At 63.3% G+C, this 18,589-nt stretch carries 14 protein-coding genes and 1 pseudogene; 11 read left to right on the plus strand and 4 right to left on the minus strand.

All coding sequences use genetic code 11. The annotated features are described in order from the left end of the window. Positions 1-180: 180 nt before the first annotated feature. The 4 genes from speB to FJW07_RS28465 all read left to right on the plus strand — a co-directional run bounded on the left by speB (position 181) and on the right by FJW07_RS28465 (position 3,415). Positions 181-1,236: an agmatinase gene (gene speB, locus FJW07_RS28450; RefSeq protein ID WP_140859550.1), complete on the plus strand. Its 1,056-nt coding sequence runs from the start codon at positions 181-183 to the stop codon at positions 1,234-1,236. Positions 1,237-1,310: 74 nt separating this feature from the next. Next, a complete protein-coding gene (locus tag FJW07_RS28455) occupies positions 1,311-2,108 on the plus strand; it encodes a transporter substrate-binding domain-containing protein (RefSeq protein ID WP_140859551.1) in 798 nt (265 codons plus the stop codon). Between the two features lie 6 nt (positions 2,109-2,114). Further along, complete coding sequence (locus FJW07_RS28460; protein ID WP_140859552.1) at positions 2,115-2,771, plus strand: amino acid ABC transporter permease; 657 nt, start codon at positions 2,115-2,117, stop codon at positions 2,769-2,771. Next, positions 2,768-3,415: an amino acid ABC transporter permease gene (locus tag FJW07_RS28465; RefSeq protein ID WP_140859553.1), complete on the plus strand. Its 648-nt coding sequence runs from the start codon at positions 2,768-2,770 to the stop codon at positions 3,413-3,415. The genes FJW07_RS28460 and FJW07_RS28465 overlap by 4 nt, the downstream gene beginning before the upstream one ends. Positions 3,416-3,456: 41 nt before the next feature. Here FJW07_RS28465 and FJW07_RS28470 read toward each other — a convergent pair whose 3' ends face one another. The 4 genes from FJW07_RS28470 to FJW07_RS28485 all read right to left on the minus strand — a co-directional run bounded on the left by FJW07_RS28470 (position 3,457) and on the right by FJW07_RS28485 (position 10,229). Next, a complete protein-coding gene (locus FJW07_RS28470) occupies positions 3,457-4,860 on the minus strand; it encodes an MATE family efflux transporter (protein WP_140859554.1) in 1,404 nt (467 codons plus the stop codon). A 235-nt stretch (positions 4,861-5,095) separates the two neighbouring features. After that, complete coding sequence (locus tag FJW07_RS28475; protein WP_140859555.1) at positions 5,096-7,903, minus strand: DUF3131 domain-containing protein; 2,808 nt, start codon at positions 7,901-7,903, stop codon at positions 5,096-5,098. Continuing rightward, positions 7,900-9,177 (minus strand): glycosyltransferase family 2 protein, encoded by a 1,278-nt coding sequence (locus tag FJW07_RS28480; RefSeq protein ID WP_140859556.1) that lies wholly within the window; start codon positions 9,175-9,177, stop codon positions 7,900-7,902. The genes FJW07_RS28475 and FJW07_RS28480 overlap by 4 nt, the downstream gene beginning before the upstream one ends. After that, positions 9,174-10,229 (minus strand): NAD-dependent epimerase/dehydratase family protein, encoded by a 1,056-nt coding sequence (locus FJW07_RS28485; RefSeq protein ID WP_140859557.1) that lies wholly within the window; start codon positions 10,227-10,229, stop codon positions 9,174-9,176. The genes FJW07_RS28480 and FJW07_RS28485 overlap by 4 nt, the downstream gene beginning before the upstream one ends. 444 nt (positions 10,230-10,673) lie before the next feature. Here FJW07_RS28485 and FJW07_RS28490 point away from each other — a divergent pair, with 444 nt between their 5' ends. From FJW07_RS28490 to ugpC, 7 genes and pseudogenes are all read left to right on the plus strand, one after another. Continuing rightward, a complete protein-coding gene (locus tag FJW07_RS28490; RefSeq protein WP_140859558.1) occupies positions 10,674-12,020 on the plus strand; it encodes a nucleotide sugar dehydrogenase in 1,347 nt (448 codons plus the stop codon). Positions 12,021-12,136: 116 nt separating this feature from the next. Continuing rightward, the gene (locus FJW07_RS28495) at positions 12,137-13,054 is read left to right on the plus strand and encodes an AraC family transcriptional regulator (RefSeq protein WP_140859559.1); all 918 of its coding nucleotides are present in this window, start codon (positions 12,137-12,139) and stop codon (positions 13,052-13,054) included. Positions 13,055-13,293: 239 nt separating this feature from the next. Further along, on the plus strand, positions 13,294-14,568 hold the full coding sequence (locus FJW07_RS28500) for an extracellular solute-binding protein (RefSeq protein ID WP_140859560.1): 1,275 nt from the start codon (positions 13,294-13,296) through the stop codon (positions 14,566-14,568). Between the two features lie 160 nt (positions 14,569-14,728). Further along, positions 14,729-15,595, plus strand: a pseudogene (locus tag FJW07_RS32400) (sugar ABC transporter permease). Then, on the plus strand, positions 15,592-16,419 hold the full coding sequence (locus tag FJW07_RS28510) for a carbohydrate ABC transporter permease (protein WP_181167137.1): 828 nt from the start codon (positions 15,592-15,594) through the stop codon (positions 16,417-16,419). Before FJW07_RS32400 ends, FJW07_RS28510 begins: the two are co-directional and overlap by 4 nt. A 16-nt stretch (positions 16,420-16,435) precedes the next feature. Continuing rightward, positions 16,436-17,482 carry an NAD(P)-dependent alcohol dehydrogenase gene (locus tag FJW07_RS28515; RefSeq protein ID WP_140859586.1) on the plus strand — a complete coding sequence of 349 codons (1,047 nt, stop codon included), beginning with the start codon at positions 16,436-16,438 and terminating at the stop codon, positions 17,480-17,482. A 3-nt stretch (positions 17,483-17,485) separates the two neighbouring features. Continuing rightward, complete coding sequence (ugpC, locus tag FJW07_RS28520) at positions 17,486-18,571, plus strand: sn-glycerol-3-phosphate ABC transporter ATP-binding protein UgpC (protein ID WP_140859562.1); 1,086 nt, start codon at positions 17,486-17,488, stop codon at positions 18,569-18,571. Positions 18,572-18,589: the final 18 nt, after the last annotated feature.

Consider the following 18,589-nt stretch of genomic DNA (forward strand, 5'->3'; position numbering starts at 1 on the left):
GACCCTAACAATATCAATTGATTTTTCAAAGCGGCTGCCCGACACTTTTGCCCGGAACAGCTTCAAGAGACGTGAAATCCGCAGCACAGCCGGCGGGCAACGATCCAGCCGGACAACAGGCTGGCTTGGCAAATCGTCCATGTGGGCAGCGCTGCAGGCAGGCAAGAGAGGAGACCGGACATGGGTTACGATCGCGGCAAGCTCGAAGCGTTGCGCCGCAAATATGGCGAGAGCCATGGCGGCGAGATGTTCGACCCGAAATTCCGCAAGGTCGCCGACAAGATCTTCAACAAGTCGGGCACAAGACTGGCGCCCTATTCCGGCATCCCGACCTTCCTCGCCGCGCCCTATCGCGAAATATCGGCCGACAATCCGGATTTCGGCGACCTGCAGGTGGCGATGATCGGCGTGCCGATGGACCTCGGCGTCACCAACCGTCCCGGCTCGCGCTTCGGGCCGCGCGCGCTGCGCGCCATCGAGCGCATCGGACCCTACAACCATGTGCTGGAATGCGCGCCGACGCATGAGCTTCGCGTCGCCGACATCGGCGACACGCCGTTCCGCAGCCGCTACCGGCTGGAAATCAGCCATGAAGACATCGAAAAGCGCACCAACCAGATCGTCGACGCCGGCGTGCTGCCGCTCTCGGTCGGCGGCGACCACTCGATCAGCCACCCGATCCTGAAGGCGGTCGGCAAAAAAGCGCCGGTCGGCATGATCCATATCGATGCCCATTGCGACACCAGCGGGCTGTTCGACATGACCAAGTTCCACCACGGCGGACCATTCCGCAACGCGGTGCTGGACGGCGTGCTCGATCCCTCGCGCACGATCCAGATCGGCATTCGCGGCTCGGCCGAGTATCTGTGGGAGTTCACCTACGAGTCCGGCATGACCGTCGTGCATGCCGAAGAGGTGACCGGGCTCGGCATCCCGGCAATCATCGAGAAGGCGCGCAAAATCGTCGGCGACGGCCCGGCCTACATCTCCTTCGACGTCGACAGCATCGATCCGGCCTTCGCGCCCGGCACCGGCACGCCGGAAGTCGGCGGGCTGACGACGCGCGAGGTGCTCGAATTGCTGCGCGGCCTGAAGGGCCTCAACATCGTCGGCGGCGACGTCGTCGAGGTGGCGCCGCAATATGACGCGACCACCAACACCGCCCATGTCGGCGCCCAGGTCCTGTTCGAGATTCTCAGCCTGATGGTGTTCAGCCCGGCAATCAAGAAGGGCTAATGCCATACCAACACGGCCGCCGCGCTGGAGCCGGCGGCCGGATGCAACAACAAGCTTCCAGCAGGGGAACAACAATGACTCTTCGCAACGCACTGAAATCCGTCATCACCGCGGCCGTCATCCTCGGCGCCGGCCTCGCCACTCAGGCGAAGGCCGATGCCGTCGACGACATCACCAAGGCCGGCGCCATCAATGTCGGCATCTTCTCCGACTTCCCACCCTTCTCGTCGGCCAGCGCCGACATGAGCATCAAGGGCTATGATGTCGACGTCGCGCAGGCGATCGCCGATGCCTTGAAGGTGAAGCTCAACCTGGTCAGCGTCACCGGCCAGAATCGCATCCCGTATCTCACCGACAAGCGCGTCGATATCCTGATGAGCGTCGGCTACTCCAAGGAACGCGAGCAGGTCATCGACTTCGCCGCCGCCTACGCGCCCTACTACATCGCCGTCATCGGCCCGAAGGCAATGGCGGTCAAAGACAAGGAAGACCTTGCCGACAAGTCGATCGCCGTCAATCGCGGCACGCTGGAGGACACCTCGCTGACGGAAGCAGCACCGGCTTCCACCGACATCCGCCGCTTCGACAACTACAATGCGGTTATCCAGGCCTTCATCTCCGGCCAAACCCAGCTGATGGTGGTCGGCAACGATGTCGGCGCCCAGGTTCTGGCCAAGCAGGACGCGCTGCAGCCGGAGCAGAAATTCCAGTTGCTCACTTCGCCTTCGCATATCGGCCTCAACAAGAACGAGGACCGGCTGAAGAAGGCGGTCAACGACGCGGTCGCCAAGATGCTCGCCGACGGCAAGCTCGACGAGAGTTCAAAGGCCTGGCTGAAGACGCCGCTCAATCCCGACAACCTCAAGGATTGAGTTGCCGTGGCCTTCGGCTGGCTTCCAGGCGCTGTGGGCGATATCGCTCACGGCGCGGCCACGACGATCCTGTTGATCGTCGTGACCACGGTGGCGGGAACGCTGCTCAGCATTCTCGGCGCCGCGGGCCGGCGGAACGGCCCCATGCTGCTGCGTCGGGCCATAGGCTGGTATGTCGAGGTGATGCGCAACACGCCGTTCCTGGTGCAGCTGTTCTTCATCTTCTTCGGCCTGCCCAGCCTCGGCATCAGGCTCGACCCGATCCTGGCCGCGATGCTGGCGATGACGCTCAACATGGCGGCCTATACGATCGAGATCGTCGGCGCCGGGCTCGACGCCGTGCCGCGCGGCCAGGCTGAAGCCGCACTGGCGCTCGGCCTCAGGCCTCGCCAGGTGTTCATCAAGATCGTGCTGCCGCAGGCGCTGAAGGTGATCTACCCGGCGCTGACCAGCCAGATCGTCATCATGATGCTGGAATCGGCCGTGGTCTCGCAGATCGCGGTGCGCGAGCTGACCTATGAGGCCGACATGCTGCAGGCCCGCACCTTCCGCGCCTTCGAGACCTATTTCGTGGTGACGTTGGTCTATCTCGGCCTGTCGATTGGGCTGCGCCGGCTGCTCGTTGCCGGCGGGCGCCAGGCGCTTGGAGCAGGTGTTTCATGATCGAGTTCACCTTCTGGGACATCCTGCGCAACCTGCTGCTCGCCGCGCGCTGGACGGTGCTGTTGTCGCTCGCCGCCTTCATCGGCGGCGCGCTGGTCGGGCTGATCGTGCTGTTCTTCCGCATCGCCAAGAACAAATGGGGCAAGCGGATAGCCGCGGGCTATATCGCGCTGTTCCAGGGCACGCCGCTTTTGATGCAGCTCTTCCTGATGTTCTTCGGCCTGCCGATGCTGGGGCTGCGCATCGAACCGTGGACGGCGGCGGCGCTCGGGCTGACCTTCTTCGCCAGCGCCTATCTGGCCGAGATCTGGCGCGGCGGCGTGGACGCGCTGCCGCGCGGTCAGTGGGACGCCGGCGCGAGCCTCGGGCTGCATTATCTGCAGGAGCTCAGGCTGATCATCCTGCCGCAGGCCTTCGCGATCACCCGCGCGCCGACGGTCGGGTTCCTGGTGCAGCTCATCAAATCGACGGCGCTGACCTCGATCATCGGCTTCGAGGAACTGGTCAGGACCTCCAACGCCATCAACAACGCGACCTTCGAGCCGTTCAAGGTCTACGGGCTGGTGGCGCTGATCTTCTTCGTCATGTGCTTCCCGCTGACGCAATACGCGCGGCGGCTGGAGCAACGCGTCGGAGCGCGCTGAGCCGGCGCAAAGGCTGCCGATCGTGCCGGCAGCCTTTCCTGTCAATGCCCGGGGGCCAACGCCGGCGCGATGCGGTCGCGCCTGAGCCAGCGCGCCAGGAGCAGCCCCGCCACCACGGCCAGCCCCGAGGCCAGGCCGATCCAGATGCCGACGCCGTTCAGGCCGAAATGGAAGGCGAGCAGCACGCCGAGCGGCAGGCCGACGCCCCAATAGCCGATCGCGGCATAGATCATCGGCACCTTGGTGTCATGCAAGCCGCGCAGCATGCCGGCCGCGACCGCCTGGGCGCCGTCGAAAATCTGGAACAGCGCGGCGAACATAAGGAACGACACGGCAAGCGTGATCACCCTGGCATTGGCCGGATCGGCGAGATCGATGAAGGCGCTGATCAGCGCATGCGGCCACAGAATCATCACCAGGCCCATCAGCGCCATGAATGAGACGCCGATGACGAAGGCAGTCCAGCCGGCGCGCGAAACGCCATCCGGGTTGCCGGCGCCGTGCGCCAGGCCGACCCGCACGGTGACCGCCTGGTTGAGCCCGAGCGGCACCATGAAGGAGATCGAGGCGATCTGGATGGCGATCGCGTGGGCGGCCAGCGAATCCGCATCGATCAGGCCCATGAGCAAGGCCGCCGCATTGAAGATCGTGACCTCGAAGGCGAGGATGCCGGCGATCGGCATGCCGAGTCTCAGCAGTCCGCGGAAACGCGGCCAGTCGGAGCGCCAGAAGCGGCCGAACAGACGGTAGCGGCGGAACTTCTTCTCCAGCATCACCACCGCCGCCAGGCCGACGAACATCAGCGTGCTGGACAAAGTGGTGGCAAGGCCGGAGCCGGCGATGCCCATCGACTTGACGCCGAGATTGCCGAACATGAACACCCAGTTGAAGAAGGCGTTGCAGGCGACCGCGACGAAAACGATGATCAGCGCCCAGCCCGGCCGCTCCAGCGCCGAGATGAAGGAACGCAGCACGATATAGCCATAAAAGGGCAGCACCGCCCATTGCAGCCAGTGCAGGTAGATGCCGGCCTGATGCGCGAGCTCCGGCTTCTGGCCCATGGCCAGAAGCACCTCTTTGCCATGCGAGAGGAAAATCCAGATCGGGATCGAGATCAGGATCGCCAGCCACAGGCCCTGGCGCACGGTGCGGCGCAGGTCGCGCACCGAATGGCGGCGGCGGCCGAGCTCGGTCGCCATCATCGGCGAGGTCGCCAGCATCAGGCCGAGGCCGAAGATCAGCGGCATGAAGTAGAGGTTGGCGCCGAGCGCGCCGGCGGCGAGCGTATCGGACCCCAGACGGCCCATCATCATGACGTCGGTCGCGGTCATGGCGGTCTGGCCGAGATTGGTCAGCACCATCGGCCAGGCAAGCGTGATCGTCGCCCTGATTTCCTGACGCCAAAGGTTTTCCGGCGCGCGAGCGCCGGCTTCGATCGCAGACATTGTTCTGCTCTTTCAGAACACGGCGCGTCGGCCAAAGGGCCGGAAGCCGCACAACAACGGCGCGAAATGGCGCCATTTGCGTCGCCTTGTGAACGAAATGCGACATGTTGGCAAGGGAGGGACCCGGGTAGCGATTGATCCAGCCGACGCAATCCGGCGCGACGGCTGCCGCTTCCGTGCCAGGTGACAGAAACGCCGGGCAGCGCGATTCCACCGCCGCAAGGACCGGCGGAGTTCAGGCCTCTGCGCGCGAAATCAGTGGTTTGCGGCCACCGAGTATATAGGCGACAGATTCGAGGATGACGCCGTTGGTGTTGATATCGGTGACCTCGATCCGCTTGCCGGTCCGCTCGGATATGCCTGCGGAAAAACCTATTCCCTTCATCCTGGCGCGCTCCCTGACATGGGCCACGAGCTTTTGCGCGTAGTCGCCCGGCCGCGCCGCGAGCCACAGATAGGCGCCCTTGGAGTTGACCAGCCGCAGCGAGTCGGAAAGCTTCGCCGCCTTCTCGGGCGCCGAGGTCTTCAACGTGTCGACCGGGAAAGTGCCGCCATCGTGGGTCAACTGGTAGCCCTGGTAGGTGAAATAGGGCGGCCCGGCCATGGCGGTCTCTGAAACGCAGGTCAGGATGCCGGTGTCCTGGAAGCGCTTCATCTGGGCGGCGTAGAGGATGTCCGCGATCAGCCGCCCATGCGGTGATGCGCCCAGCTCGATTTCCTCGGTGACATGAGGCTCGGTCGCTATGCGGCCGCGCCGCTGGATTTCCACCATGGCCGCGAGGGCGGCGTCCATGTCGTTGCTCGGATCCGCAGTGCCGAAGACCGGCGATATCGCCTCGCCCCAGAGGCTGTATCCGCGGCCGGCATAGCCGGCATAGCTGTTGTACTGTCCCGACGAAATCTTGCCGGTGTCGCTCACCACATGCATCTCGCCATCCTTGAGGACGGGTCCGAACGACCAATGCCGCACCAGCTTGAACACCGGGAAGGCACCCGCGGTGTAGCTGTCCAGGATCTTCAGCGCGACGAGCAGGCGCCCGGTATCGGCGCTGTCGAAACCATCGCGCTCGCCGCCCCTTGAACTCAGCCGCCGCTCGGTATTTGGAATCTTCACCCCGGCGAAGCTGAAATCGCCCTGGCCCAGGAATGCCAGGATCCGATTGATCATCGTCTCGAATTCGGTCTGGTCGATGATGCGCAGGCGTTGGGCGGAAACCGCCGCCAGGATGTGCGATCCGATATCCCACATGGTGACAAACGGATATCCGGCCTGCTTGCCGGATTCGATCCAGGACGTGGCCGGCGCCATGCCGTTGTAATGCCTTGCGCCCCAGTCGAAATAGGTCCAGGCCAGTTCGGCATCGGCCCTCAGCGCTTCCTCCTCCAGCCAATACGGATCGGGTTTTCTCCAGTCCTTCACCGATACCTCGGCACGGGCTTGCCGGATGCGATCCACCTTCGGCATGGCTGGGCAGACGGCTTTGTAGTATTGCGCGAAATTGACCAGCGTCGTGCCCGGCAGGCCTGCCATCCGGGTGATGGAGTCGAGTATCACCTGCTTCTTTTCGGGCGTTTTGGCGGTGTCCGGGTGGATGCAGAAGACCGCATCATTGTCCTCTCCAAGATAATCGAAGACCTGTTCTTGCGAGAAGTAGGGAAGGTCGCCGGTCCAGGCGGCTTCGAACTTGACGGTATTGGACACATGCAAGATTCCACGCCTGTCGAGACCGTTGAACCAGCGCATGTCGCCCTTCTCGGCGGCGAACATCGGCGTCCCTGTGCCGGCCACGGCATCGAGCGTGTTGTCGTCGAAATCGTCGTTCGGAGGAATATAGGTCAGCGGCAGCCTGCCGGTGGAGCGGTAGATTTCGCTCATGCAGTCCCTGATGAGGTCGACGTCCTTGGCGAGCGAGTTTCCGAGCAGTTCGGAAGGCGTATGATGCCAGCCATGCCCCGCGATATCGTATCGCTGGTCCGCCAGCATCGATCGCAGAAAGGCCTTGCTGTTTTCGTCCGCCGACAGCAGGCCCGCCTTGGGGGCCGGGATGATGGCGTTGGTGACTGGATAGCCGGCTTCGATGAGGCCCTTGACGAAAGCCATGTGGCTCGGATCGGTGTCGCTGTCGAGACGCAGGTCGTCCACCCTGACCACGATGTAGCGCCTGCCGGCAGCGCGGCTCTGCGTATAGAGCCTCTGCGGCGTCAGGACACGCACGGCGCCGGATGAAACCGCCGCAAGCACTGCCATGGCGACGCCGGCCGCGTAGTCGGCCGCATCGGCATTGGACAGGCCGGCGAGCGCGTCAAAGGGAATTTCAACGATGACCGGGTCGATGTTGGCGGCAAGAGCCGTGATATTCCGCGCAAGCGCGGCCGGGGCCGTCAGCGCGGCCGTCGCATTGCCCGATGTGGCGGATGTTCGCACCGAGGCGACGGTGTTCACAAGGCCGGTGTTGGTCATCCAATAGCCTCCATCCGAAGGCTGCTTGCCGACCTTGTCGTCGGGCTCGCCCGCAAGACGAATGACGGTGCGAATGCCGGCCGACCTCATCGAGGCGGCGTCCTGAGGCGATTGCAGCGGCTGATTGGTGGTCAGCGTCAGCGCGGTGATGACGGCCTTGGACTTGTAACGGTCGAACGCGTTGATCATGAGCGAGAAGGCGGCCTGCATCTCGCCGGCCTGCCGGGCCTGCAGATAAGGATCGGCCGGCGCGATCTTCGTGGTATGGATTCCGAATTCGATGGCGTTTGGAGCCAGTTCCACGGACTGCCTGATCCACTTGGCCAGGCCGGAGCTGTAGCCTGGGATGTCGCCGGGATCGCCCGCCATCTTGATGGTCATGGCGATCGGCAGACCGGTGGACGAGAAGGCGTTTGCGACAGCTTCGAGCTTGCCTGTGTCGGCGCTGGCGCCGACGCCGCTGACGGTCACGATCAGCGGATTGGGCAGGCGCGCCGCGGCCGTGGCGACACCTCGTCCGGCAACGGCCAGGAGCGGGATGCCGATGCCGCCGAGAAGGATCGAACGCCGGGTTATGGTCATGAGTGCCTCCTGTCGGCGGCGGGAATTGCGTACCGCGCCGGGCTCACCCAGCGGCCATCGGATTTCGCGGAGAAGGATTTGACGAGGGCGCGCAGGAAAAGAGCGGCGTCGAGAAGCCGGATGGCGGGAAAGGCGATGCCGTAGAGCATCAGGCTCGGCCGCCGCTCGATGACCGCGACGACCAGTGTGAGCGCATAATCGACGGCGAGGAACAGAGCGAGGAGAATGACGGGCGAGACCGGCCGTATCGCCAATTGGCCGATCGAGAATGCGGGCACTTCAAGGCCTGTCGCCAGATACGCCAGGACGGCCAGCGGCAGAGCGAGCGCGAAAACCGATATGACGAGCAATTCGGCCAGCAAGCCGCCGAGCGAAAGCCAGAAGCGGCTTGGCCAGACGCCATGCCGGTGCACCGTCTGCCAGAAACCCAGATACCAGCGTTGCACCTGCTTGCGGTAGTCGGAGAGGTTGAACGGATCTTCCGACGAGCATCGCGCTCTCGGCGTATAGGCGACGCGGCCCAGCCCTTTGTGCTGCACCTCGAAGGTCATGTTGAAGTCTTCGATCACAAGGCCCGGGGCCGTGATGTCGATCTGGGTCAGGGCCTGGGTGCGATACATGCTTGCAAAGCCGGGCGCGATATAGCTCACGCTGGTCCATTTCCAGGACTGGCCATATTGGAACGCCGTCTGCAGGATCCTGTAGAGACGTGTGCGATAGGCGGCGAAGAGCATATCCAGCGTCGGCAGGCGCTGATCGCGCCAGCGCGACAGGACATGGCCCGCGACGACGCTGACACCCGGATCGTCGAACAGCGGAAGGGCGTGGTCGAAATAGTGTGGGTCGATTTCGGAGTCTGCGTCCTGGATCAGCACCGCCTTGAACCGCTCGCAAAGGCGATAGTGCTTGATCGCCCGGTCTATGGCCTTGGCCTTGCCACCGTTGGGCCGGATATCAAGAGCCCTGCAGCCCAGGCTCCGGGCGATGGAAACCGTGGCGTCTTTCGATCCGTCGCTGGCGACATAGATCTGCCGGGCCGGGATGATCGCCTTGAGGGCGGCAATGCATTTGGGAAGCGCGATCTCTTCATTATGCGCGGGGATGACGACCGCGACATCGGCGACCCTGATGGCGCGAGGGATCGCGGCGGCCTTGCTGCTGCCGAGTTCGGCGATGAAGCGCAGCAGCCCGACCGTGCACCAGAATGCGATGTTTATGCCCAGCGACGCGCTGAGAACCATCAAGGTCATATTGAGGGCGGCCGTCGGGCTCATGGCGCGGCGGGCTGCAACCGATCGCCCGGGACCGGCGCGCCGCCGTCCCTCCTGTGCGCGGGGCCGAGAGCCGAGCGGGCCGGCTTGATGCCCATCGCGCGAAGCAGGTCCTGGTAGCTCTGGCGGATGCCTGCTTCCAACGAGATGTTCGGCCGCCAGCCGAGGGCCCGAAGCCTGGTCGTGTCCGGCCAGCGGCCGCGGTGATCCTCGATGAAATGCTCGCGAAAGGCTGCTTCGCCCGCAAGGCCGGTTGCTTTTTTCACCGTTGTGAAGAGGTCGCGCACGGTGATCTGTTCGTCGCCGCCGACATTGTAGACCTCGCCGCTTACTCCCTTTTCGACGACGGTGAGAAGTCCGCTCACCAGATCGTCCACATGGAGAAAGGTTCGCGTCTGCGTTCCGTCACCATAGATCGGCACGGGCTGGCCGGCGATGAGGCGGGTCAACATCTGTGGGATGACACGCTGATCCTTGGGCGACATGGCCGGACCATAGGTGTTGAAAATGCGCACGATGCGCACCTCGATACCATATTTGCCGCCCCAGAAGCGGGTCAGCGCCTCGCCGAAGCGCTTGCCTTCCTCGTAGGGGCTGCGCGGCCCGACCGGATCGACCCGCCCGACATAGGTCTCAGGCTGCGGGAAGACGTCCGGATCGCCGTAAGCCTCGGCGGTGCTGGCGAACAGATATTTCGCCTTGCACCTGCGCGCGATCTTCAACAGGTTCAGCGTTCCGACGGACGAGGCCATCAGCATCTGCTCGCCCAGCCGCTTGATGTTGGGAACGCCCGTTGGACAGGCCAGGTTGTAGACATGGCTGTAACGACGGCGCTGCAACCGCCGGCAGATTGCCGGATCGGCGATATCCATCTTGATGAAGCCGAAATTTGGATGGCGCGACAACTGGTCGACATTCGCCTGGCGACCGGTGGAGAGATTGTCGACGACATCGACCTGCGCGCCCTGATCGAGAAGGCGACGGGCAAGGTTAGTCCCCAGACACCCCGCGCCTCCGGCGATAAGGCATCTGACTTCGTTGCTGTTCATGCTCATCGAGCGACAATCCTCGTTTGCAAAAGAAGAAAGCCGCACCCCCTCATTGTGCGCCTTGTTCCATGAAACGAGGATTTCCCCAGGCAAAGCAACTGATAGTTAATAGTATGATAAACAACAGTGGTTAATTACCTTTTTGTAATCGTTGTTTTTTTTGGCGTTCCTTTTTTAAGATGACCTAAAGTGGAACGACTGCGTGCGAAATCGGCACAAGCAGCGCGCTTGACAATCCGCAGAATCTTGATCCGCCGCGAGCCGCGGTCGCCTTGTTTGCCGGCCCTGCGCAAGGTTCAGCCGCAGAAGAAAACTCGTGGCACAGGAGTTGCATCGCGGCCCATGACAACGTGGGGTTATGACGCCGGCTACCAGAAGTCCTGTTCGTCAGAATTCACGGCATTGCAATGCGGCACCGGTTCCGGTCAGCCGCCCTGGTGGAGGGCAACAATGACTTTGGTCGAGCAGGCTCGCGGCGCGACACTTCATTCGAAACTTGAATCACGAACGGCCACGATTGGCGTCATCGGGCTTGGCTATGTCGGCCTACCGCTTGCCGCGGTGGCGGCGCGGGCCGGCTTCCGGGTGATCGGCTTCGACATCGACAACAGCAAGGTCGAGAGGCTGAGGGCGGGCCGGTCCTATATCGGCGCCGTTGCCGACGAGGCGCTGCAGGACATCAGCGCAAGCGGGCGTTTCCAGGCGACATCGGACTTCGCGGCCCTCGAAGAATGCGATGTGATATCCATTTGCGTCCCGACGCCGCTGACAAAGCAGCGGGAGCCGGACCTCTCCTTCGTGGAAGGAACGACGCGCGCCATCGCGGCTCATCTGCGCAAGCACCAGCTTGTCGTGCTGGAATCGACCACCTATCCCGGCACCACCGACGAGGTGATGAAGCCCATACTGGAAGCGACGGGCTACAAATCCGGCAGGGATTTCTTCCTCGGCTATTCGCCCGAGCGCGAGGACCCGGGCAGCATCGGCTTCGAAACCGCCACCATTCCGAAAGTTGTCGCCGGCGACGGGCCGGTCGCCGCGAAACTGGTGGCGCTCTTCTACGGCGCGATCGTGGAGAGGGTCGTGCCTGTCTCGAGCATCAAGGTGGCCGAAGTGGTGAAGCTGACGGAAAACATCTTCCGCGCCGTCAACATAGCCTTGGTCAATGAGCTCAAGGTCATCTATTCCGCGATGGGGATAGACATCTGGGAAGTCATCGAGGCGGCAAAGACGAAGCCTTTTGGCTATATGCCGTTCTATCCCGGTCCAGGGCTCGGCGGACATTGCATCCCGATCGATCCGTTCTACCTGACCTGGAAGTCGCGCGAGTTCGAAGTGTCGACGAAGTTCATCGAGCTGGCCGGCGAGATCAACGTCTCCATGCCCCACTACGTCATGGCGAAGCTCTCGGAAGCCCTCGACACACAGCTTGGCCTGCCGCTGAGCCAGGCAGCCATCCTGATCGTCGGCGTCGCCTACAAGAAGAACGTGTCGGACGTGCGCGAAAGCCCGGCGCTCAAGCTGATCGAGCTGCTCGAGACACGCACCGCCGACATTGCCTATCATGACCCTCACGTCGCGCGCATCCCGAAGACGCGCAAGCACCCGACGCTGGCCGGCAAGGACTGCATCCGCCTCAACCGCGACTCGATCGCTGCCTATGACGCGGTCGTCATCGTCACAGACCATGACGGGGTCGACTACGGGCTCCTGGCAAATCATTCGCGCCTGATCATCGACACGCGCAACGCCATGCAGCGCAACGGCATCGTCTGCGACCGGGTGGTGAAAGCGTAGGACATTCGCCGGGCCAGCCTTGGGATCCGGCGCCGACGGCACGTTCACTTGCCGGAGCTGGGCTGCTACGGATAGCGCCGACGCGGATAGCCGGCGCACCGTGCCGGGAGGAATGGATGCCCTTCAAGCGCAGAAAGAACACCGCCGCGATACCACGCACGGTGCCCGCCTTCGAGCATATCGTGACCGAGGCGAGCGACAGTTTCCTGTGGCGGCTGGACGACTATCCGTGGGAGCGCAATGTCTGGAATTTTCACCCCGAATACGAAATCCATCTTCTTAGGAAATCGTCCGGCGTGGTTCTGGTCGGCGACCATATCGGCGAGTTCGGACCGGGCTACCTGACCATCGTCGGCGGCGGCCTGCCGCATGACTGGGTGACCGCGGTGCAGCCCGGCGAGCTGATCCAGGGTCGCGATATCGTTCTCCAATTCGATCCCGAGCGGCTGCGCGGCTCGTCCGGGCTGCTGCCGGAACTGCGCGAGCTGGAACCATTCCTGGAACGCTCGCTGCGCGGCATGGTCTTCCATGGCCAGACCGCGCTCGACGGCGCCGACCTGATGGAAAGAATGGGAGAGGTGCAGGGACTGGCGAGGTTCCGCCTGTTCCTCGAATTGCTGGACCTCCTGGCCACCACCGACGAATATAAGCTGTTGTCGTCCCCGGATTTTTCGCCGCTGCTCGACGCGGAATCGCTCGATATCATCCAGCGCTCGCTGACCTATTTGTTCCAGCATTTCGCCGAGGATCTGAAGCTGCCGGAGGTGGCGGCGTTGGCCGGGATGAGCGAAAGCACTTTTTCCCGATTCTTCCAGAAGAACACCGGCAACTCGTTCAGTGAGCATGTCGCCAAGCTCAGACTCTGGCAGGCCTGCAAGCTGCTCGCCGATACCGAGATCCCGATCACCGACATCTGCTTCCAGGTCGGCTACATGAACATCTCCAACTTCAACCGCGCCTTCCTGCGCAAGCACAAGATGACGCCGTCGTCCTATCGCAAGCTGTCGCGGCAGCGGCTGACATTGCGGGCCTGATCGAGCCGGGAGCGGCTACGCTTGATAGCACTGATACTCGTGTGACGGGCAGACTCTGCCCGTGCCATTTTTTGCGCCGCACAATGCATAAAAGTACAGGTCTGCTGCAACGGGGCTTCTAGTCTCGCCCCTTCCAACTCCTCATTTTGGCGACGGGTCGCAGTCATGCGGGCGACGTGAGGGTCGCTTAGCCCGCGGACTTGCTACTTCCCGCGCATGTTCCTGGAGGAGAAACATCAATGAAATCAAACCGGCTCGCTGCCAGCCTGGGTGCAGCTTTCGTGCTTACCGCTTCCGTTTCAACCGCAGCCGTGGCGCAGGCGCCGGTCTGCTCGGCGCCGGTCAAGGTGCTGGCGCAGCCGCGCGACGGCCTGACGCTGCTGGAGGACTCCAAGGACGAGTTCAAGAAACTCTCCGGCGCTTCGTTCCAGATCGATTACCTCAACGAGAACGACCGCCGCGCCAAGTCGCGCGCCGATGCTTCCACCGTCGGCAACTACAATGTCTACTATGTCGACGAGGCCAATGTGGCGCTGTTCGCGTCGTCGGGCTGGATCGTGCCTCTGACCGATTATTACCCGGCTGACTATGACTACGCCGATTTCGATCCGGGCCGCCAGAAGGTCGCCACCTATGACGGCAAGGTGTGGTTCGCGCCGCTGACCGGCGGCGGCGACCTGATGGTCTACCGAAAGGATGTGCTGGAGGCCGCCGGCATCCAGCCGCCGAAGACGCTGGACGAGCTGATCGCCGACGTGCCGAAGCTGACCAATGCCGACAAGGGCATGTACGGCATTGCGCTGCGCGGCGCACGCGGCTCGGGCGCCAATGTCTGGCGCTGGATGCCGTTCTTCAAAGCCTATGGCGGCAAGTGGTTCGACGGCGACAAGCCGGCTTTCAATTCGGACGCCGCCGTCAAGGCGACCGAGACCTACCTGAAGCTGTTCAAGGACTCGGCGCCCGGCACGCAGACCGGCAGCTGGGATGAATCGACCGGCGCTTTCCTGTCCGGCCAGGTCGCCATCCTCGTCGAATCGACGCCGCTGTCGGGCATGGCGGTGGACCCGAAGACCTCGCAGGTGGTCGGCAAGATCGGCTTCCTGCCGCCGCCCTCGCCCCTGCCCGGCGGCGGCTACGGCCACGGGCTCGCCATCGGCACCAAGGCCAATGCGGACGACGCCGCGAAGAAATGCGCCGGCCTGTTCATCGCCTGGGCGACGTCGAAAGAGAACGAGAAGCGCCGGCTCGACGCGCATCAATTCGGCGAGCTCAACCGCACCAGCATCCTCACCAGCAAGGAATTCGCCGATATCTACGGCGCCGATCTCGGCCAGGCGCTGGCCGATACCGGCAAGGTCACGGCGGTGAACTTCTGGCAGGATCCGCGCTGGCCCGATCTCGGCGACCGCTGGGGCATCATCCTGGAAGAGCTCGTCACCGGCACGCGCACCGACATCAAGGGCGGCCTCAACGAGCTCGAGGCCTATGCCAACGAGCTGGTGAAGAAGAAGTAATCCTCCCGCCCGCGGCGCGCGATCCACGGCATTCGTCGGAATGCCGGGATCCCCGCCGCGGGTTTCATGCCAGCGATCCGATCTCTTTGCTTGAACGCAATTCCGGACGGAAACCGCGTCACATTTTTCCTGGAATTGCTCCGATACCCGAGGATAGGCAATGCGCCGACGCTCTTCCCTGCCGGTCACATTTCTCGTTCCGACGCTCGCCATCCTGCTCGTGCTGTCGATGGTGCCGACGCTCTACGCCATCGTCATCGCGCTGCAGAACCGCGAGCTGAGCACGACGGGCTATTCCTGGGTCTGGTTCTCGAACTTCGCCGATCTCTTTACCGACCGCCGTTTCCTCAACGCCGTCTGGGTTTCGGTGAAATGGGAGATCGTCACCGTGGTGGCGACAATGGTGGTGGCGATCGGACTGGGTGTGCTGATGTTCGAGGCCGCCGGCCCACGCCTTCGCAATTTCTATTGCCTCTTGTTCATCATCCCGGTGCTTTTGCCGCGCGTCTCGGCCGCCTTCGTCTGGAAGTTCGCCTATCACCCGCTCTACGGCATCGCCACCTATCCCTACCGGCTGCTGACGGGCGGCCTCATCTTCGATCCGCTGTCCAAGCCCGCGACCGCTCTGTTCGCCGTCGCCTCGGTCGATGTCTGGCAATGGGGGCTGTTCTTCGCCGTCATCGTGCTGTAGCTGCTCGAAATCTTGCCGCCGCAGCCGATCGAGGCGGCCAGGCTCGACCACGCCAAGCGCTGGCAGATCCACGCCTACGTCACCTTGCCGATGCTGAAGGCGCCGCTGATCAGCCTGATGTTCGTCAAGATGATCGAGTCGCTGCGATCCTTCGACCTCATCTATGTGATGACGCGCGGCGGGCCCGGCGTCGCGACCGAGACGCTCGACATGTACGCCTTCTCGCAAGGCTTCATCGAATCCGGCAAGGTTTCCTACGCGTCGGCCATGGCGGTGCTGATGATGATCGCGACCGTCATCACCTTCACCATGCTGTGGAAGCGGGTGCAGGCATGAAGCCATATCCGATAAGAGTGGGCCGCCTGGTCGCCAAGGCCATCCTGGCGCTGGCCGGATTCCTGGCCGTGTTCCCGTTGGTCTGGACGGCGCTCAACGCGCTCAAGAACAATGTCGACATCATCACGCGCGTGCCGAAAGTGATCTTCACGCCGACGCTCGCCAACATCACCTATATCCTCGGCCGCGACAGCGTGCTGACCGGGCTCTACAACTCGGTCGTCGCCTGCGGCGCGGCGGTGCTGATCGGCATCGTGCTCGGCCTGCCGGCGGCCTATGCGGTGGCGCGCTACCCAAACCGCTTTGCCGGCGACATCCAGTTCTTCGTCTTGTCGCTGCGCTTCCTGCCGCCGGTGGCGGTGGCCATCCCGCTGATGGTGATCTGGCTGCAGGTCGGCCTCTACGACACTTTGCCGGCGCTGATCGTCACCTATTCGCTGCTCACCATCTCGGTGATCATGTGGCTCGCCATCCCAGCCTTCCAGGGCGTGCCGAAGGAGATCGAGGAAGCGGCTTTCGTCGATGGCTACGGCGCCTATTCGGTGTTCTGGCGGATCGCGCTTCCCGTCGCGGCGCGCTCGCTGATAGGCGCCGTCGCCTTCAGCTTCGTTCTGGTCTGGAATGAGTTCCTGATCGCGCTGATGCTGTCGAGCTCCAACGCCAAGACGCTGCCGATCGTGGCTTCCGAGCTGTCCCAGCAAGGCATGAACGTGCCGTGGGGAATCCTCAATGCCTCGGTCGTGCTCTTGTCGCTGCCGCCGCTGCTGTTCCTCGGCGTTTTGAGCGGCTTCCTGAATTCCGTTTTCCGGCAAAAGAAAAATTGAAGTGAGGCTTATCCCGATGCGGGCACTGGTGCTTGAGAAAAAAGGCGAATTGTCGCTGCGCGAGATCGCGCTGCCGCAAGACGTCGGACCGGACGACGTCAGGATCGCCATCCACACCGTCGGCGTCTGCGGCAGCGATGTGCATTACTACACGCACGGCGCCATCGGCAGCTATATCGTGCGCCAGCCGATGGTGCTCGGCCATGAGGCCTCGGGAACCATCGTCGAGGTCGGCGCCAATGTCACAAGCCTGAAGGTCGGCGACCGGGTGTGCATGGAGCCAGGCGTGCCGAACCTTGCGTCGCGCGCGACGAAGCTCGGCATCTACAATGTCGACCCGGACGTCCGCTTCTGGGCGACGCCGCCGGTGCATGGCGTGCTCGCGCCCTACGCAGTCCATCCGGCGGCCTTCACCTACAAGCTGCCGGATAATGTCTCCTTCGCCGAGGGCGCGATGGTCGAGCCCTTCGCCATCGGCATGCAGGCGGCGGCGCGCGCCAGGATCGTTCCGGGCGACGTCGCCGTCGTCGTCGGCTGCGGACCGATCGGCATCATGATCGCGCTGGCCGCTTTAGCCGGCGGCTGCTCCAAGGTGCTGATCTCGGACTTCTCCGCGCCGAAGCTGGAGATCGCCGCCCAATATCCCGGCATCGTGCCGGTCAATATCGGCAAGCAGTCGCTGGTCGACACCGTTGCGGCCGCGACCGAAAATTGGGGCGCCGATATCGTGTTCGAGGCGAGCGGTAGCCCGAAGGCCTTCGCCAATCTGTTCGAAGTCGTGCGGCCGGGCGGCGCGGTGGTGTTGGTCGGCCTGCCGGTGGAAGCGGTCGAGCTCAACGTGCCGGCTGCGATCTCCAAGGAAGTGCGCATCGAGACCGTGTTCCGCTATGCCAACATCTTCGACCGTGCCCTGCAGCTCATCGCGTCAGGCAAGGTCGACCTCAAGCCGCTGATCACCGGCACCTATGATTTCTCCGAGAGCATCAAGGCGTTCGAGCGCGCCGCGCAAGGCAAGCCGCAGGACGTCAAGCTGCAGATCCTGCTGACCGGCGAGAAGGGATAAGGAATGTCCGCCATCGTTTGCTCCCATGTCGACAAGGCCTATGGCGCCACGACGGTCATCCGCGATCTCAATCTCTCGATCGAAGAGCATGAGTTCGTCGTGTTCCTCGGCCCGTCCGGCTGCGGCAAGTCCACGCTTCTCAGGATGCTGGCGGGGCTGGAGGACATCAGCGGCGGCAAGGTGTCGATCGGCGGCAAGGTGGTGAACGATCTCGATCCAGGCGACCGCGGCATCGCCATGGTGTTCCAGAATTATGCGCTCTATCCGCACATGACGATTTTCGACAACATCGCCTTCGGACTGAAGCGGCAGAAGGTGCCGGCGGCCGAAATCAAGAAGCGCGTCGAGGCCGTCGCTAGAACGCTTGGCCTCGAGTCCTATCTCGGCCGCAAGCCGACCGAGCTTTCCGGCGGCCAGCAGCAGCGCGTGGCGATCGCGCGCGCCATGATCAAGACGCCGAAAGTGTTCCTGTTCGACGAGCCGCTGTCCAATCTCGACGCCAAGCTGCGCAACCATATGCGCGTCGAGATCGCCAGGCTGCACCAGTCGCTGAAGACCACCACCGTCTATGTCACGCATGATCAGCTCGAGGCGATGACGCTCGCCGACCGCATCGTCTTGTTGAAGGACGGCGTGATCGAGCAGATCGGCTCGCCGGCGGAAATCTATCGCCGTCCCGGCAATCTGTTCGTGGCCGGCTTCATCGGCACGCCGAACATGAATTTCATCGAGGCCATGGTCGGCCGCACAGGCGATGGCTGGACGTTGACCGGCGCGGGGACAGTGCTGTCGGTCGAGGGCAGCGACTTCTACCTGCAGCACGGCGATCGCGTGGTGCTCGGCATCCGGCCTCCGGATCTGAAGACGGCGGAAGCCGGCGCGGGAAACCTGTTGCAAGGCACCGCCGATCTCATCGAGTTCCATGGCAATGACGCGCTGGTGACGTTCGGCTTTGGCGGCAAGGAGATCAGCGCGCTGGTGCCGGCCCGCGAATGCCCGCAGCAGAGCGAGCCCGTGCGCTACACGTTCGACGAGGAAAGCATCCATCTGTTCGACGCCGAGACAGGCAAGTCGCTGCGCAGGCTGTAGAACGGCGAGAGCGTTCCT

Origin of the sequence: Mesorhizobium sp. B3-1-9 (genome assembly GCF_006439595.1) — a bacterium.
In the GTDB taxonomy this organism is placed as follows: Bacteria; Pseudomonadota; Alphaproteobacteria; order Rhizobiales; family Rhizobiaceae; genus Mesorhizobium.

What these genes read in the sequence shown, in the direction of transcription:
- speB (WP_140859550.1), top strand. Translation starts at nt 181, where the DNA reads ATGGGTTACGATCGCGGCAAGCTCGAAGCGTTGCGCCGCAAATATGGC.
- FJW07_RS28455 (WP_140859551.1), top strand. Translation starts at nt 1,311, where the DNA reads ATGACTCTTCGCAACGCACTGAAATCCGTCATCACCGCGGCCGTCATC.
- FJW07_RS28465 (WP_140859553.1), top strand. Translation starts at nt 2,768, where the DNA reads ATGATCGAGTTCACCTTCTGGGACATCCTGCGCAACCTGCTGCTCGCC.
- FJW07_RS28470 (WP_140859554.1), bottom strand. Translation starts at nt 4,860, where the DNA reads ATGTCTGCGATCGAAGCCGGCGCTCGCGCGCCGGAAAACCTTTGGCGT.
- FJW07_RS28475 (WP_140859555.1), bottom strand. Translation starts at nt 7,903, where the DNA reads ATGACCATAACCCGGCGTTCGATCCTTCTCGGCGGCATCGGCATCCCG.
- FJW07_RS28480 (WP_140859556.1), bottom strand. Translation starts at nt 9,177, where the DNA reads ATGAGCCCGACGGCCGCCCTCAATATGACCTTGATGGTTCTCAGCGCG.
- FJW07_RS28485 (WP_140859557.1), bottom strand. Translation starts at nt 10,229, where the DNA reads ATGAGCATGAACAGCAACGAAGTCAGATGCCTTATCGCCGGAGGCGCG.
- FJW07_RS28490 (WP_140859558.1), top strand. Translation starts at nt 10,674, where the DNA reads ATGACTTTGGTCGAGCAGGCTCGCGGCGCGACACTTCATTCGAAACTT.
- FJW07_RS28495 (WP_140859559.1), top strand. Translation starts at nt 12,137, where the DNA reads ATGCCCTTCAAGCGCAGAAAGAACACCGCCGCGATACCACGCACGGTG.
- FJW07_RS28500 (WP_140859560.1), top strand. Translation starts at nt 13,294, where the DNA reads ATGAAATCAAACCGGCTCGCTGCCAGCCTGGGTGCAGCTTTCGTGCTT.
- FJW07_RS28510 (WP_181167137.1), top strand. Translation starts at nt 15,592, where the DNA reads ATGAAGCCATATCCGATAAGAGTGGGCCGCCTGGTCGCCAAGGCCATC.
- FJW07_RS28515 (WP_140859586.1), top strand. Translation starts at nt 16,436, where the DNA reads ATGCGGGCACTGGTGCTTGAGAAAAAAGGCGAATTGTCGCTGCGCGAG.
- ugpC (WP_140859562.1), top strand. Translation starts at nt 17,486, where the DNA reads ATGTCCGCCATCGTTTGCTCCCATGTCGACAAGGCCTATGGCGCCACG.